The organism is Clostridium sp. HMP27, assembly GCF_000765165.1.
GTDB lineage: Bacteria > Bacillota > Clostridia > Clostridiales > Clostridiaceae > Clostridium_AK.
Map to the genome: position 1 here is coordinate 1 of NZ_JMFY01000016.1, position 16,990 is coordinate 16,990.

Consider the following 16,990-nt stretch of genomic DNA (forward strand, 5'->3'; position numbering starts at 1 on the left):
TATGTTTATCAACAGCCTGAAAAATCCAAACTTGTAAATACAAGTTTGGATTTTTTTATTCTATTCATTACTAATTATATTTAAACTTTTTATTTATGTTTTACAATGTTAAGTATTTAAATAATTATATAAATTATTTTCATAGATAATTCATATAATTATTTTTTAATACTATTATTTTTAAACTTTGTGGTAGAAACTATATTATTATCTTTAATATCAAGATATTCAATTTCTACGGTATCCTCTTCTTTAGTTAATACAATATCAATTCCAGCAGATTTGTTAACCATATAAATATTCTCTGATTCTGCAAGCTTTACATAAAAAATAGTATTTCCATTTTCAGTTATAGCGTTAATTCTTGAGACTTTTCCTATGATATTTTTTTTGTCAGCTTTTATGCTGTTTGCATTTTTATTAGTTGCATCATTTATTTTCCCGTAAGCTATAGCATTTTTAAAGGATTCAATGGCTAAAGTCTTATTGTCCTCTAATACTACATAACTGTTTTGTGCTGCAACTATAGCCACCTTTACTAGTGCTCCATCAGTCTTATTTATCACAGGAACTACCCAAGCCTCATAACCAAATAGATTATAGAATAGTGGTTGTACAGGAGCCCAATTTGCTTTATTAGCACCAAGATTCTTGTCCACAGCATTCATAGCGCCCTTTCCGTTCACATAGCCTGCTGTCTTGTAGTAAATCATGTTTCCGGTCCTCATATCCATAAGCGTGTATCCTGTCATGGTAGTTGAGTTATTTGATGTATTAGTATGATCAGTAAACCACTTCATTCTTCCGTTACTATCTACAACTCCTGATACTTCATAAGAATTAACTTTAAGTCCTTCTACACTTGTATCCCCACTCCACTGTGTCGGAACATGCACTCCCTCTTTTGCAAAGAATTTATTTATCAATCCTTTAGCAAGAGTACCAAAATAACTGTTATAGACTTCAGCAACATCAGAAGGATATATTTGTTCTACCCATGAAGGCACTTTGTCTTTGCTGTAATCCGTAATCTTTCCATCTTTAAAGTCTAAAAGGAAAATACCATCAACTATAGGCCCTCTACGACCATACTTGTAATGGCCATAGCTACCTATATAATATGGATTACCTGCGTCATCAAGCTCAACATTTGCCTGAAAAAGTATTGCTTCAGGTTTAGCCTTACGTAAAACTCTTTCAAGATCTCTTCCAAATACCAAAGATTTAGCATAACCTACTGGCATATTTATAATTTTTGCCTCTGCCTGCTTCTCAGCTGAAACATATATTACTCCTGGTATCTCTTTACTCCCAAAAGCTCTAAAAAAGCCATCAAATTCTATTGGCGCTACATATAGAGCTCCATCCTTTGTCATTGTAATACCAATTTCCCCAATTTCATATGCACTAGGGTTAGGAAGTGTACCAATCATCTTCTGCATCTCATAATATGCAGTTTCTGGTGAAATAACAATAACATGCTCTGCATTAATTTGAGAAACTTTTTCTGTACTTTCCTCTACAGGAACCATTTGGGCAAGATTCTTTGCCCCACCTGTTATATAGGGAACCTGATTATATGCAATACTCAAAATCATAAATACAATTAAACACATCCCAATAGGAACTGAATATTTTCTATTCTCTTTATTTTTCTTATCCTTATTTACTTCCCCTGAAATAACATAAAATATCAGCTGAACAATTGCTGGCAGCCAAAGCATAGATAAAAGGAATGAAAGAGTATGGTCAAACTTAAACACATATAAAACCAAGAATGAAACTATTCCTCCAATAATTCCCCTTCCTATCTGTTCAGGCAAGTCTTCTTTTTTAATGCTAGGTTTTAAAAATAACAAAATGACTAATAAATAATACATTTTATCCCCCTAAATTATAATACTTTAAATTATACTTATTAAACTATATAAATAAAAGAGCTATGCCCTAAAATTTTATATACGTTTACCCTGACAATTAATATTCTAATTCTTCCTGTGCTAATTTTAAGTTCCCTTTATCTATCCATCCTGTAACTCTTCCATCCTTATCAATTTCTACATAGGAATCTTTATATTTTAATGTTTTACCAAAGTCAACAAAGTTAGGATGAATTTCCGTTGTGGGGCCCATGGCTTTTATTACTTCATCAAATGTAGACCCTATTTTTATACCAGGAGCATTTATATCCCTTTCACCCATATATATATTCATATTATTATTATTTTTCCATCCAACAACCTTCTTATTCTTATCTAATGTAAGGGATGAATTATATGAGTACCACCAAATACTATGATCTGTATTGTCTGTTATACTTATAGGAGTACCTGCAGCAGCTACAATTTCACTTATACCTGAGCCTAATCTTATTGGTGTTGCATTAGGATTTATCTCTCCCATACTTATTCTTTCATCTCCATTACGATACCATCCAATAACTGTATGAGGCTGTGTTTTTTTAGTAAATTCAATTAATACAGTTTTGTCCCTGTAGATTTCCTTTATGTTATCATTGATATAATAATACCTATAAGTATCACGACTTGGTTCGTCTTTATCAAGAGGTTCACCCATAATTTCTAAAACCTCATCTACAGTCATTCCTAAAGTAACCTTTTTATTTGTTGGCCTTTTCTTCGTTATTATCCTTTGAGCCACATAGTCAGGTACCACAGCTGTTCCTCCAAGTACCACAAGATCCCCTATAGGTGAACCAAGCTGATAAAAGCCGTATATATAATCTTCTGTTGCTTTGTTAACTTGTGGTGAAACTAAGAACATAGGGGCAGATCGTTTTGCTACATAAGCCGCTCCTCCTAGGGCATCTGGGAAGTTTTGTCCTGATACAATAAAAATTTCTCCCCCATTAACAAGTAAACTAATAAAATGCTTCATAATATTTAAATTAGTTTCATATCTGTTATTTCCCCATATTCTTTCAGAGCTAGGAAATTCACCTGCAACTTTGTCACTTACAGCACCTGTTCCTCCAATAACATAACTTTTAGTTATACTATTTTTACTTAAGAAACCTTTTATATCGCTGGAAACTTCATATCTTCGTGTAAGTATTATTGGTATTCCTTTTATTGCAGCTACTGGTGCCATAGAAATTGCATCTGGAAAATTCTCACCGGACACAACTGCTATCTCCTTTTCACTATTAGTGCTTGGATACATATAATTAGCAATTTTTATGGAAGTTTCATATCTGTCTTTTCCAGCTATTCTTACCACTTCAACTGCCAAAGACTTCTTTAAATTGTTCTCAAGTGTTTTAGAAATTGCGCCTTCTCCACCTATTATGTATACCTTTTTAGCTTTTAAACTTTTCATTTTATTTAAAAGCTCTGTACTTACTTGTTTTCCATTGACCAAAATCATTGGAGCATCTAACTTTTTTGCAAGGGGTGCAGCACTTAATCCATCTGGGAAGTTTTCTCCATTTACAATTACTAAGTTATCTGCAATGCTCCATCCCTTATCTAATATCTTTAATGACGTATCATATCTGTTTGTCCCGGAAATCCTAGTTACATCTGGTTCTGCCGAAACCCTATGTATAGGAACTAATGCATTTGAAATAAGTACAGTTGCTAACAAACACAATATTTTCTTTGCCTTTTTCATAAAATCCTCCTATAACCTATACTTCTGATTAATTTACTAAAGACTTGTAACTTAGTAAAAATAAACTTAAATAGCTAGTGCCTTATAAATATATTTTTTGCTCTACTATAGTACTATAATTTTTATCGATACAAAAGCTTTATTTCTTAACTTGTATAATATTCCTCATATCCCTCCAATTACAAATTAAATTTCGTAAAATCCCATGCTATACTGAATTGAATATAATTAAAAACATTTAAAAAAGGAGGCGTATTATGAACAAAAAGTTAAGATTTTTTTGGACAACTTTTGTAGCACTTATTTTAATCTTTAATAACTTGTTTGGATTTTTCGCATTAAATATCGGAAATTTACCAGACAACGTACAAGCAGCAAATTTAAAGGTAAATATTCCCTTAAGTTTTACACCCACTTACTCTATTATTCACCCAAATAAGCCTATTTTATATTTTACAGATAAATCAGGCAAAAAAGCTCATTCAATCAATTACGAAACAGGTGAAACTAAAAGTATACAGTTTGACTTGCCAGTAGAAGGAATTACATTTGCTAATGATGAGGTTTATGTAACCCTTTTAAAAAGTGGACATCAGCAATATCTTCCTTCATCAGATTATGGAACTGGTGCTGTAGCTATAATTGATGCTAACAATTTTACACTAAAGGATAGATTTGATGTGAACATAGACCCTTTTGCTATTGCAGTAGATATGGAAGGTTATATATATCTGTTTGGTGGATCAAATTCATACACAATAGCGAAAAGTTATTCTAGGGAAACTAAGCTAGAAGTAGATACTATAGGCGGTGTTGAAGTAGAAAGTTATATTCAGCTTAATCCTAACAAGAATAAGATATATACTGTAAGTCCTATTTATATGCCAACAGATATTAATGCATATAAAATAAATAATGGAAAATTTGAAGCTGATTATGACTCTCCTTACCATGGAAATTATAAAATGTCTTCAAAGCTTAGAATATCACCAGATGGAAAATACATATTCAACTCCGCAGGAACTATTTTTAAAGCTTCAGATAATGAACCTGATGATATGAATTATGTTAGTTCACTAAATGCTACCTTTTCTGATGCAGCTTTTAACATCGAGGAAAATAAGATTTACACTGCAATAGAGGGCAATAAAATTGCTGAATATGATTATACAAACTTTGACATACTGAAATATTATTCTACTCTAGGTAAAGTTGATAGCTTGTTTTTTCAAAATGACTCTCTTATAGCAGTCTCTAAGGATATTAATAATAAGTATTTTATTGAAAATATCTCCTTAGCTTATTCATTACCTCTTGATGAATCAGATAACTTGTTCAATAAAAATAAATATGACATTACTACTGGAAAATATGATAGCAGTAGAAATAAGGTATATGCACTAAACAAAACTTTAAATAACTTATTTGTTATGGATGCAGAAACTAATAAATTAGAAAAAACAATTAAGTTATCATATAAACCTTCAGATTTAGCTGTATCAGAAGACTTTAGTAAGTTATATATAGTAAATGAAGATGAAAATTGTTTAGTAAGTGTCTATGATTTAAATAATTTTTCAAATATCAAAGATTTACCATATAAAACTAGCAAAAGTTCAGTATTAGAAGGTACACATAGGCACATATATGAGAAAAATAACAAACTTTATGTAGTAGATGGAGAATGGTCTCCAAAACTATTTATATTTGATTCAAATAACTTCAACGAAATAAAGTACAGCCCTATAATGGAAGAGGTAGGAGACATTACTTTTAGTTCTGATGGTAAATATATTTATACATGGAAGCATTATGGATGGTCCGCAGGTGTACTAGGCTCTGTGATAAAAAAATATTCACTAGATGGAAATAAATTAACTCAGCTTGAAATATCCGGCGGTCATCCAACCGATGAAAAGTTAACTCTCCACAGAGATCCGCTAGATACTCCAATTATAATATTAGAGGATAAGGGATTACTTATATGTAAGGATAAGGCTTTTACTCTAAATTATTTAGCTGAGCCAATAAAAAGTTTCGATGAACCTATTTATGCAGTAGATGAAAAAAGAAACCTAGCAGTGGGAAGTACAAAAATATATAACTTAGATACTATGGAAGTTGTTAGATCTATGCCAGGTCATAGTACTAACAGTATGTTTTTTGATAAGGATGGAAAACTACACCTATTTAATGGAAAAGACATGTATTCTATAGATCCTTTAGCACCTGTAGGTAAAATTCAATCAGTTAAATCTATGCCTGAAAATAAAGAAAAAGATACTCCTATAGACTTTCCTATAGTAATTCAGTATCCTGAAAAAATAAGTTTAGCTAATGAAAATAATATATCAATTTCAGATGGAAAAAAACACTATAGTGTTAAAGCATTTGCAAGTCAAAATATGCTTATAATTTCACATGAAGATCTTCCCTATAGTTCAAATATTAGTTTAATAGTTGGAGAAGATGCTATAAGTGATCTTCAGGGAATGAAATTTAATAACAAACTTACTCTAACCTTTTATACGGGAAAAGAATATACTCGTATAGCTGGGTTAAATAGATATGAGACAAGCGTTAAGGTTTCACAGCAGTGGACTAGCTCTAAATATGCAGTACTTGCTTCAGGACAGGATTTTGCAGATGCGTTAAGTGCTTCACCTCTTGCTAAAAAGTATAGTGCACCTATTTTACTAACTAATCCTAAGGAATTAGATTCTAAGACAGAAGCAGAAATACAGAGACTTGGAGTTAGTGAAATTTTTGTTATAGGTGGATCTGCCTCTGTGTCAAAGCAAATAGAAGATAAAATAGCTTCAAAAGGAATCAAAATTACAAGATTACAGGGAAAAGATAGATATAAAACATCCATGGCTATAGCAAATTTCATAGGCACAGATGGAGAAATATTCATTGCTGCAGGAAGTAACTTCCCTGATGCATTATCTATAGCTTCCTATGCTGCTGCAAAAGGAATTCCTATTGTACTTACAAAAAAAGATACACTTCCAGAAGGATTAGATGATTATGTATCAGATTACAATATAAATAAAACTTATGTAATTGGTGGGTCTGGAGTTATTAGTGATAATCTACTTCATAAGATGCCTAGCTCCGAGAGAATATACGGCAGCAACAGGTATGAAACAAACCTTAATGTGTTACGTAGATTTGAATTTTATTTTGGAACTACTTTTTTAGCTTCAGGACAAGGTTTTGCAGATGCCCTATCAGCTTCTGCACTGGCAGGATTATCACAGTCACCTATTGTACTTGCAGACAAAAGCTTACCATACACAAATGAAGCTTTCATGGGATTAAAAAGTATAAAAGAACATATGAAAATGAAGTATACAATAGGAGGAGAAGGCTCCGTTCCATCCTATGTTATAGACAAGCTATTTAAATAATATCAATGAAAGACAAAAAATGAATTCATTAAAAATATATAAAAGGGACGAATATTATGAGTAAAATACAAAAAAACTTTTTGACAACTTTTATAGCAGCTATTTTAATTTCTAATGCTTTATTTAGTTTTTTTCCATTAAGCAGCAGAAGCTCACTAAATAAGGTATACGCAGCAAATTCAAAAATAAATATACCTTTAGGCTTTACCCCTACTCATTCTATTATTCACCCAAATAAGCCTATTTTATATTTTACAGATAGATCCGCTAGAAAAGTTTATTCAATCAATTATGAAACTGGTGAAACTAAAAGTATTCAATTTGATCTGCCTATAGAAAGACTTACTTTTTCTAATAACGAAGTCTATGTAACTATTTTAAAAAGTGGACATCATTATTCTAATCTTTCAGCTGGAGATGGAGCTGGAGCTGTTGGTATAATTGACGCAGATAACTTTACGCTTAAGGACAGATTTGATGTAGACATAGATCCTTTTGATATTGCAGTAGATATGGAAGGTTTTATATACCTCTTTGGTGGTTCAAATCAATGGACTGTGGCCAAAAGTTATTCAAGAGAAACTCATTTAAAAATAGATACTGTAACTAGTGTTCATATGCGAAGTTACATTGAGTTTAACCCTAATCAAGATAAATTATATACTATAACCACTGACGTTTCTCCAAGAGACTTTACTGTATATGGAACAAAAAGTGGAGATTTTACAAGAAATATTTATGGTTCTCCTTATCATGGTGATTATGAAATGCTTCCAAAGTTTAGAATATCTCCAGATGGAAAGTATATATTTAATGCTGCAGGAACTATATTCAAGACATCGGACAGTATGTATGGTGATATGACTTATGTTACCTCATTAAATGCTAATTTTTTTGATATAGCATTTAATACTAAGCAAAATACGTTTTATGCTGCTGTAGAAGGCAATAAAATTGCCGAACATGATTATAGCAACTTTAATATATTAAAATATTATACTACCTTAGGTAAAGTAGATAGTTTATTTTCCCAAAATGATACTCTCATAGCAGTTTCAAAAAATAATAATAACGAATATTTTATTGAAAGTATCCTCTTGGAATCTTCGCTGCCTATTGATGATAATGATGAGCTGCATAATAAATATAAAGATATTTTTGCTACTGTAAAATATGATGTCAGTAGAAATAAAGCATATGCTTTAGATAAAACTCTAAATAATTTATTAGTTATGGATATAAAAACTAATAAATTAGAAAGAACTATTAATTTATTATATACTCCATCAGATTTAGCTATATCAGAAGACTTTAGTAATTTGTATATTGTAAATGAAGATGAAAATTATTTAGTAAGTGTATATGATTTAAATGACTTTTCAAATACTAAAAATCTATCTTGTAAAATTGAGAAAAATTCAAGTATATTAGTTGGTCATAGGCATATATATGAAAAAAATAATAGACTTTATATAGTGAATGGAGAATGGTCTCCAAAATTATTGGTATTTGATTCAAATACCTTTAATGAAATAAATTATACTCCTAGAATGGAAGAAGTGGGAAATATATCTTTTAGTTCTGATGGTAAGTATATTTATAAATGGACTCAATATGGTTGGTCAGCAGGTTCACTAACATCTGAAATAGCAAAGTATTTAACAGATGGAGATAAAATTACGGAAATTGAAAAATCCAATATAGGTTATACAAGTACAAATGAAAAATTAAGCATGTATAGAGATCCATTAGATACTCCAATTATGGTATTAGAAAAAAAAGGCCTAATTATATGTAAGGATAAGGTTTTTAATATAAATAACTTATCTAAGCCAATAAGAAGCTTTAATGAGCCTATTTATGCAGTGGATGAAGATAGAAGCATAGCCGTGGGAAAATCGAGAATATATAACTTAGATACTATGGAAACTGTTAGATATATGCCAAACTATAGTAATAATATATTTTTTGATAAAGATGGCAAACTGCACTTTTTTACTGGAAAGGATATGTATTCTATAGATCCCTTTGCATCTGTAAGTAGATTTGAAGCACTTAGATCTATGCCTGAAAATAATGAAAAAGATAACCCTATAGACTTTCCTATAGTAATTCAATACCAAGATAAAATTAATTTAGTTAATGAAAAAAATATATCAATTTCAGATGGCAAAAATTATTATAAAGTTAAAGCATCTGTAAGTGGCAATATGCTTATAATTGCCCATGAAGATCTTCCCTATAATTCAAATATTACTTTAATAGTTGAAGAAGATACTGTAGGTAGTGTAGATGAAGATAAATTTAACGGCAAATTTACTCTAAATTTTTATACAGGTGAAGAATACAACCGCATATCTGGACTAAATAGATATGAAACAAGCATTGAGGTTTCAAAGCAATGGTCTAGTTCTAAATATGCTGTACTTGCTTCAGGGCAAGACTTCCCAGATGCTTTAAGCGCTTCTCCTCTTGCTGCAAAGTATAATGCACCTATTTTACTAACTAATCCTAAAACTTTAGCTACCAAGACAGAAATGGAAATAAAGAGACTTGGAGTTAGCGAAATGTTTATCATAGGTGGATATGGCTCTGTATCAAAAGAAATAGAAGATAAGATAGCTTCAAATGGAATTAAAATTACAAGATTACATGGAAACGATAGATACCAAACATCCCTGTCTGTGGCAAATTTTATAGGCACAAATGGAGAAATATTTATTACTGCAGGAAGTAATTTCCCTGATGCTCTATCCATAGCTTCTTATGCTGCAGCGCAAGGAATTCCTATTGTTCTAACTGGAAAAGATAGTCTCCCAATAGGATTGGAGAAATACGTATCAGATTATGATATATCTAAGACATATGTAATTGGTGGACCTGGAGTTATTAATGATAATCTACTAATTGATTTGCGTAATCCTGAAAGAATATATGGTAATAACAGATATGAAACAAATCTAAAGGTTTTAAGCAGATTTAAGTTTTACTTTGGAACTACTTTTATAGCTTCAGGACAGGGTTTTGCAGATGCCTTGTCAGCCTCTGCGCTAGCAGGATTAGTACAATCCCCTATCCTCCTTGCAGACAAAAGTTTATTAAACAAAAATGAAATTCTTTTAGAATTGAGAAGTATACGACAATATATGAAGATGAAGTATACAATAGGAGGAGAAGCTTCTGTTCCATCCTCTGTTTTAGATAAGATATTTAAATAATATTGATAAAAAATAAACCCTAGCTAATTTTATTTAGCTAGGGTTTATCAAATATATCGTAGATAAAAGCCCCCTTTTATCTAAACTCATAGACTACAGATTATTATGCCCCAAGATATGCACTTTTTACGCTTTCATCATTTAAAAGTTCTGAAGCGTCCCCTTCCATTTCCACATATCCATTTTGTATTACATAAGCTCTATGAGCTACTTTAAGTGCCATAGAAGCATTTTGTTCTACAAGTAAAACTGTAGTACCATTTTTGTTTATATCCTCTATTATTGAAAATATTTGTTTAACTACTAACGGCGCAAGCCCCATGGAAGGTTCATCTAGAAGAAGCAATTTAGGTCTTGACATAAGAGCACGCCCTATAGCAAGCATCTGCTGCTCTCCTCCTGATAAAGTTCCTGCCATTTGATTTTTACGTTCTAATAATCTTGGAAATGTCTCGAATATTTTCCCATAATCCTTTTTTATTTCTGCTTTATCTTTTCTTGAAAACGCCCCCATTTCCAAGTTTTCCATAATCGACATGTTAGCAAAAATTCTTCTACCCTCTGGTACATGAGCCATCCCAAGGCTTACCATATTGCTTGCATTAACTTTACTTAAGTCTTTTCCATCAAATGTAACTTTCCCAACTTTAGGCTTTAGCACTCCAGAAATTGTCTTAAGAGTTGTAGTTTTCCCAGCTCCATTTGCACCTATTAAAGTAACAATTTCGCCCTCATTTACTTTTAAACTTATACCTTTTAAAGCATGAACAGCTCCATAATATACATTAACATCAATCATTTCTAACATGCTTCATCTTCACCTCCAAGATATGCCTTAATAACTGCAGGGTTATGTCTTATTTCTTCTGGCGTTCCATTTGCAATAAGCTTCCCATAATCAAGAACATAAAGTCTATTACATACAGACATTACAAGCGACATATCATGCTCTATTAAAATTATAGTGATATCAAATTTATCCTTAATCCATCTTATAAGTTCCATAAGCTCATGTGTTTCATTTGGATTCATTCCCGCTGCTGGTTCATCAAGAAGTAAAATCTTTGGATTAGACGCAAGAGCTCTTGCTATTTCTAGTCTTCTTTGTTCCCCGTAGGATAAATTTTTAGAAAGTTCTTCTCTTTTTTCATCAAGGTTGAATATTTTTAAAAGCTCCGTAACCTTTTTATCTGCATTTTCTTCTTCTTTATAATAAGAGAGAGTTCTAAATAAGGAAGAAATAGCTTTATACTTAATGTTCTTATGAAATCCTACTCTAACATTTTCCTCCACTGTCATTTCACTAAAAAGTCTTATATTTTGAAATGTCCTACCTATTCCTGCTGCAGCTATTTCATGAGGTTTCATTTTATTGGGATGAACTTTTTTGTCAAAATTATATATTATTTCACCTTCTGTTGGATTATATATGCCTGTAAGCAAATTGAAAAATGTGGTTTTTCCTGCCCCATTTGGTCCAATAAGACCAATTATTTCTCCATGCTTTATTTTCATATTTACATTACTTACTGCCTTTACTCCACCAAAAGACATTGAAATATTATTTACTGTTAACACTGGCATTTTGAATACCTCCCCTCTTAAATAACCTAAATCTATAATTACCCATAATTCCTTGTGGTCTATAAACCATTATTAAGAAAAGTATAACTGAATATATAACCATTCTAAGTTCAGGGAATCCTTGAAGTAGAAGAGATATTACAGACAGTGCTATGGCTCCAACTACTGAACCCATAATGCTTCCCATACCTCCAAATACTACTATTACTAGAATATCAATAGATTTCATGAAACCAAAGGCATCTGGCTTTATAAAATAGAAATACCCTGAATATAATGCTCCTGCAATTCCTGCAAAGAAAGCACCTGTACCAAAAGCAAGTACCTTATAAAAAGTAGTGTTAACCCCCATGGATTCCGTTGCAATCTCATCTTCACGAATTGCAATACAAGCTCTTCCGCTCTTTGAATTGATAAAGTTCTTTATTAAAACGATAGTGAGTGCGACCATTGCAAACATCCATGCCCAATTTGTATATTGTGGTATATCATTTAGTCCACTAGCACCACCCAAGTATTCATTATTAAGAATTATTATTCTAACTATCTCCCCAAATCCTAATGTTGCTATAGCAAGGTAATCTCCTTTTAATCTCAATGTAGGAATTCCTATAGCAATTCCTGCAATTGCAGCAATTACTGCTCCTGCAATTATTCCTGCTCCAAATGGCAGGCTAAATTTAGCTGTAACTACAGCAGAAGCATATGCTCCAATGGACATAAAAGCTGCGTGTCCTAGTGAAAATTGTCCTGTAAAGCCTGTGATAAGATTTAAGCTTACAGCAAGTATTATATTAATACCTATTACTATTAAATTAAGTAAAATATAAGAATCAATGATGCCAGCACTTATTAATATTTGTCCTAATACATATAGGAGAAGTACGAAAACCGCTGTTACTATATTATTTTTATTAAATACCTTCATACTATTCCCTCCTATACCTTTTCTTTTACATTCTTACCTAAAAGTCCATTAGGTCTTACTAAAAGTATTATAATTAATACTGCAAATGCTACGGCATCCTTATATAAAGATCCACCATTAGCACTAACTATAGTTTCTGTCATTCCAAGGAAGTATCCACCAAGAACCGCTCCTGGTATAATCCCTATTCCTCCGATTACCGCAGCTACGAAAGCCTTAAGTCCAGGAAGAACTCCCATTAAAGGATTTATTGAGTTATAATATACTCCAACAAGTACACCCGCAACTCCTGCTAGTGCAGAACCAAGAGCAAAAGTAAAGGATATTGTTTTATCAATGCTTATCCCCATATATTGTGCTGCTTCTTTATCCATTGAAACAGCTCTCATAGCTTTACCCATTTTTGTTTTATGAATTATAAACTGAAGAGCTATCATAAGTACAATAGTAATTACTAGTATATATATATCTGTAGTATTAAGTACTACTCCACCATTGAATAGTTTTATATTTTTACTTGCAAGCTCTTCTGGAAAAGTTCTCGTTTCCGCCTTAACAAAATACATTGTTCCATATTCTAAGAATAATGAAACTGCTATTGCAGTTATCAGTGCAGCAATTCTAGTTGAATTTCTAATAGGTTTGTATGCTACTTTTTCCACTATAATCCCTATAACTGCACAAGAAACCATTGATATAATGATTGCTGGTATAAAACCAACATGTAGAAATGTGGTAACAGCAAAACCTATATAAGCTCCTAACATATATATATCACCATGAGCAAAATTTATAAGATTTATGATACCATAAACCATTGTATATCCTAACGCAATCAATGCATATATACTCCCAAGTGAAAGTCCATTAACTAACTGCTGTAAAGTTTGTTCCATCTTTTTCACATCCTTTTAAAATATATTAGAGAGCACAAAGTGTTCATTTAATTTCATATTGTGTCCTTTGTCCTCTCTAATCCTAGCTACTCTTATAGTTTATTTATTATTGTGGATCTAGCTTCTTTAAGAAAGTCTGCTCTCCATTCTTCATTTCAAGAATTGTTATTGATTTTACTGGATTATGATTCTCATCTATAGAAAACTTACCTGTTATTCCTTTGAAATCTTTAGTAGCTGCCATAGCCTCTTTAACTTTAACAGGGTTAGCTTCCCCAGCTCTCTTTACAGCATCTGCAAAGAAATATCCTAAATCATATCCAAGAGCACTAAATCCATTTGGCTCTTTATTATATTTAGCTTTGAATGCTTTTTGGAAATTTACAACCTCAGCTGAAGTATCCTTTGAAGAATAATGATTTGTAAAATAAACTCCATTTAATGCAGCCTTCCCAGCAAGTTCTGCAAGTTTTGGTGACTCATAACCATCTCCTCCAACTATCGGAGCAGTAATTCCAAGATCCCTAGCTTGTTTTACTATCAAACCTACTTCTTCATAATAACCTGGAAGATATATTACATCAGGATTTGAACCCTTAATTTTTGTAAGTACTGCTTTAAAGTCTGTTTCTTTTGCTTGATATGCCTGTTCAGTTACAATTTTTCCACCATGTTTTTCAAAGGTTTCTTTAAAGCTTTTTGAAAGACCTTTACTATAGTCACTAGTAGTATCCACAAGAATAGCTGCATTCTTTTTACCTAAATCCTTAGCTATAAAGTCAGCTCCTATAACCCCCTGGAAAGAGTCACTAAAACAAGTTTTAAATATAAATTCTCTTACCTTACCATTGCTATCTACGGTAACATCATCTGCTGTAGCAGAAGCTGATACTAATGGAACTTTGTTTTGTACAGCAATTGGTGCTGCTGCCTTTGTATTACCAGAAGTTGCAGGTCCAAGTATTGCTACAACCTTATCTCTAGTTGCAAGCTTAGTTGCAACGTTAGCAGCTTCAGCAGTTTCAGACTTATTATCTACCTTTACAGCTTCAATTTGTTTTCCTAAGACTCCACCTGCTTTATTAATTTCCTCAATTGCAAGTTCAATACCTTCACTTAAACTTTGGCCATATGTAGCCACATTTCCAGATAGTTCATAGTTAAGACCTACCTTTACGGTCTTAGCATCTGCAGATGTTTGTTTGCTTCCACATCCTACTAATGCTCCTGTGACAAACATTGTTGCGAATAATAATGATAATTTCTTTTTCATAAAATTGCCCCCTTTATTTTTTAAAATAGCCCCCTATTTAAGGTTATAGGTTATAAAAAAACGCCTCTACATGTGTGCTTAACACATGTAGAGGCGATATTTAACGCTGTACCACTCTACTTCACTACTCTCATCATAAGAATAGTCTTTTTCAGGTTCTATTAAACCTCAGCTTTTTAACGCAGCCCCGCGGTATAATCTACTTAATTTCGACTATACAACTCAGAAGTGAGTATTGCTATCCAGTTAACCCGGTTCTCAGCTTATCCGGTTCTCTGTAATTAACATGATGATAGTTTTGTCTTCGTCATAATTTTTAAAATTTATATTCTATTGTGAACTAACTTAACATTCTTGATTTGTTATTAAAGATATTATCACGTTCTTAAACATGTGTCAACGTACCGAAAACATTTACATAAAAATTATTTTTATAAAATATAAAATCCACTTTTTTAATGTAAAATTTAGTATTTAATCAAATCATTGAAAATTTTATTTCTGTTATGTGATATAATATCTATTGTCATTTTGATAAACGTCAGGAGGTTATATTATGCAACTTATACAAATGACTATAGACTTTATATTACATATTGACACGCATTTAAGTGCTATCGTGCAAACTTATGGAATGTGGTCCTATGCTGTACTATTTCTTATAGTATTTTGCGAGACAGGCCTTGTAGTACTTCCTTTTTTACCAGGAGATTCACTTATATTTGCCGCTGGCGCCTTAGTTTCTGTAAGCTCTATGAATATTTTCACTTTACTTTTAGTACTTATGGCTGCAGCAATAATTGGCGATACAGTAAATTATGAGATAGGAAAACTTTTAGGAAGAGGTCTTTATGAAAATCAAAATATCAAATTTATAAAAAAGGAATATTTAGATAAGACCAATAGTTTTTATGATAAGCATGGTGGCAAAACTATAATACTTGCAAGATTTGTACCAATAATACGTACTTTTGCTCCTTTTGTTGCAGGTATGGGAAAAATGCATTACAGCAAATTTATATCTTATAATATTGTTGGAGGAATTACTTGGGTAGCCCTATTTACTTTAATGGGATATTTCTTCGGAAATCTACCAGCAGTACAACATAACTTTACATTAGTTATATTTGCAATAATCCTTGTATCAGTTTTACCTGGAGCTTTTGCCTATCTAAAAAGCAAGATGAGCAGCCGTGATACAGTTCTTTAGAATATAATTAAATACCAAGTATAAAAAATAGAAGTTTGCAGTTGCAAACTTCTATTTTTATCTCCCTACTCCCTTCCACTTGTACTTCTACTCAGTTTTGCTCTACGGTAATAGAATAGGTTGCTCTACTTGATAAAACTAAAAAGTGTGAAAAATGAATAGGCTTATCTTCTTCATTATAGATAATTTTTTCAACTAAAAATAGCGCCTCACCAGGTGAACAATTAAGCAGCTCGCTTTGCTCAACATTTGCTACAGTAACGCTAAATTCCTTATAAGCTTTTTTCATTACAACTCCATATTCTTCCCTCATAACTTTAAAAGTCGATACATGGTCGGAAATTTTATAAATTATATCTGGAAAAAGGTCAGTAGGGAAATAAGCTATATCAATACTAAATGGTGATCCTTCATACACAATCATACGTTTTAATTCTAAAACCTTGGATCCCTTAGGTAAATTCAAAGATTTTAAAACCTTATTTGATGGTTCTATTATTGCTTTTGATAAAACTATTCTTTCAGGATTAATACCTTCTGAAGTTGCTAAGTCAGTGAAGCCATCTAAACTCAAAATCTTTGAATGTATCTTTGAAGATTCTACAAAAGTTCCCTTTCCCTGCCTAGATACCAATAATCCCTCATTTACTAATTCCTTTATTGCTCTTCTAACAGTTATTCGACTTACTCCATATCGCTCACCTAGTTCCGCTTCAGTTGGCATCTTTTGGCCTGGTTTGTAGGTTCTTTTTACAATATCGTCTTTAATCAGAAACTTTAGTTGCTCATACAAAGATATTGAGCTATCAGCTACTAACATATATTATTTCTCCTT

General features: G+C 31.9%; 11 protein-coding genes. 3 read left to right on the forward strand and 8 right to left on the reverse strand.

Annotated features, from left to right (window positions below; all coding sequences use genetic code 11):
• Window positions 1–158: 158 nt before the first annotated feature.
• Window positions 159–1,880, reverse strand: a complete 1,722-nt coding sequence (locus tag DP68_RS07510) for a hypothetical protein (RefSeq protein WP_035308052.1) — start codon at window positions 1,878–1,880, stop codon at window positions 159–161.
• A 97-nt stretch (window positions 1,881–1,977) separates the two neighbouring features.
• Complete coding sequence (locus DP68_RS18885; protein WP_052085705.1) at window positions 1,978–3,633, reverse strand: cell wall-binding repeat-containing protein; 1,656 nt, start codon at window positions 3,631–3,633, stop codon at window positions 1,978–1,980.
• 257 nt (window positions 3,634–3,890) lie between these two features.
• On the opposite strand from DP68_RS18885, the gene DP68_RS18890 reads away from it, so the two are divergent.
• A complete protein-coding gene (locus DP68_RS18890; RefSeq protein WP_052085706.1) occupies window positions 3,891–7,046 on the forward strand; it encodes a cell wall-binding repeat-containing protein in 3,156 nt (1,051 codons plus the stop codon).
• 56 nt (window positions 7,047–7,102) lie between these two features.
• Window positions 7,103–10,264 carry a cell wall-binding repeat-containing protein gene (locus DP68_RS18895; protein WP_052085707.1) on the forward strand — a complete coding sequence of 1,054 codons (3,162 nt, stop codon included), beginning with the start codon at window positions 7,103–7,105 and terminating at the stop codon, window positions 10,262–10,264.
• Window positions 10,265–10,367: 103 nt separating this feature from the next.
• On the opposite strand, the gene DP68_RS07530 is transcribed toward DP68_RS18895, so the two are convergent.
• From DP68_RS07530 to DP68_RS07550, 5 genes are all read right to left on the reverse strand, one after another.
• The gene (locus tag DP68_RS07530) at window positions 10,368–11,072 is read right to left on the reverse strand and encodes an ABC transporter ATP-binding protein (RefSeq protein ID WP_035308054.1); all 705 of its coding nucleotides are present in this window, start codon (window positions 11,070–11,072) and stop codon (window positions 10,368–10,370) included.
• On the reverse strand, window positions 11,066–11,848 hold the full coding sequence (locus DP68_RS07535) for an ABC transporter ATP-binding protein (protein WP_035308056.1): 783 nt from the start codon (window positions 11,846–11,848) through the stop codon (window positions 11,066–11,068). The genes DP68_RS07530 and DP68_RS07535 overlap by 7 nt, the downstream gene beginning before the upstream one ends.
• Window positions 11,826–12,776: a branched-chain amino acid ABC transporter permease gene (locus tag DP68_RS07540; protein ID WP_035308058.1), complete on the reverse strand. Its 951-nt coding sequence runs from the start codon at window positions 12,774–12,776 to the stop codon at window positions 11,826–11,828. Before DP68_RS07540 ends, DP68_RS07535 begins: the two co-directional genes overlap by 23 nt.
• 11 nt (window positions 12,777–12,787) lie before the next feature.
• Entirely contained in the window at window positions 12,788–13,672 is an 885-nt protein-coding gene (locus DP68_RS07545) for a branched-chain amino acid ABC transporter permease (protein WP_035308060.1), read from the reverse strand.
• Window positions 13,673–13,778: 106 nt separating this feature from the next.
• Window positions 13,779–14,945 (reverse strand): ABC transporter substrate-binding protein, encoded by a 1,167-nt coding sequence (locus DP68_RS07550; protein ID WP_035308062.1) that lies wholly within the window; start codon window positions 14,943–14,945, stop codon window positions 13,779–13,781.
• A gap of 556 nt (window positions 14,946–15,501) precedes the next feature.
• Here DP68_RS07550 and DP68_RS07555 point away from each other — a divergent pair.
• Complete coding sequence (locus DP68_RS07555) at window positions 15,502–16,155, forward strand: DedA family protein (RefSeq protein ID WP_035308063.1); 654 nt, start codon at window positions 15,502–15,504, stop codon at window positions 16,153–16,155.
• 91 nt (window positions 16,156–16,246) lie between these two features.
• Here DP68_RS07555 and DP68_RS07560 read toward each other — a convergent pair whose 3' ends face one another.
• Complete coding sequence (locus tag DP68_RS07560) at window positions 16,247–16,975, reverse strand: UTRA domain-containing protein (RefSeq protein WP_035308067.1); 729 nt, start codon at window positions 16,973–16,975, stop codon at window positions 16,247–16,249.
• Between the last annotated feature and the right edge of the window lie 15 nt (window positions 16,976–16,990).

Bases quoted from the DNA above. Each gene is read 5' to 3' on its own strand.
- DP68_RS07530 (WP_035308054.1), bottom strand. From the start codon at position 11,072: ATGTTAGAAATGATTGATGTTAATGTATATTATGGAGCTGTTCATGCT.
- DP68_RS07535 (WP_035308056.1), bottom strand. From the start codon at position 11,848: ATGCCAGTGTTAACAGTAAATAATATTTCAATGTCTTTTGGTGGAGTA.
- DP68_RS07560 (WP_035308067.1), bottom strand. From the start codon at position 16,975: ATGTTAGTAGCTGATAGCTCAATATCTTTGTATGAGCAACTAAAGTTT.
- DP68_RS07510 (WP_035308052.1), bottom strand. From the start codon at position 1,880: ATGTATTATTTATTAGTCATTTTGTTATTTTTAAAACCTAGCATTAAA.
- DP68_RS18890 (WP_052085706.1), top strand. From the start codon at position 3,891: ATGAACAAAAAGTTAAGATTTTTTTGGACAACTTTTGTAGCACTTATT.
- DP68_RS07540 (WP_035308058.1), bottom strand. From the start codon at position 12,776: ATGAAGGTATTTAATAAAAATAATATAGTAACAGCGGTTTTCGTACTT.
- DP68_RS07550 (WP_035308062.1), bottom strand. From the start codon at position 14,945: ATGAAAAAGAAATTATCATTATTATTCGCAACAATGTTTGTCACAGGA.
- DP68_RS07555 (WP_035308063.1), top strand. From the start codon at position 15,502: ATGCAACTTATACAAATGACTATAGACTTTATATTACATATTGACACG.
- DP68_RS07545 (WP_035308060.1), bottom strand. From the start codon at position 13,672: ATGGAACAAACTTTACAGCAGTTAGTTAATGGACTTTCACTTGGGAGT.
- DP68_RS18885 (WP_052085705.1), bottom strand. From the start codon at position 3,633: ATGAAAAAGGCAAAGAAAATATTGTGTTTGTTAGCAACTGTACTTATT.
- DP68_RS18895 (WP_052085707.1), top strand. From the start codon at position 7,103: ATGAGTAAAATACAAAAAAACTTTTTGACAACTTTTATAGCAGCTATT.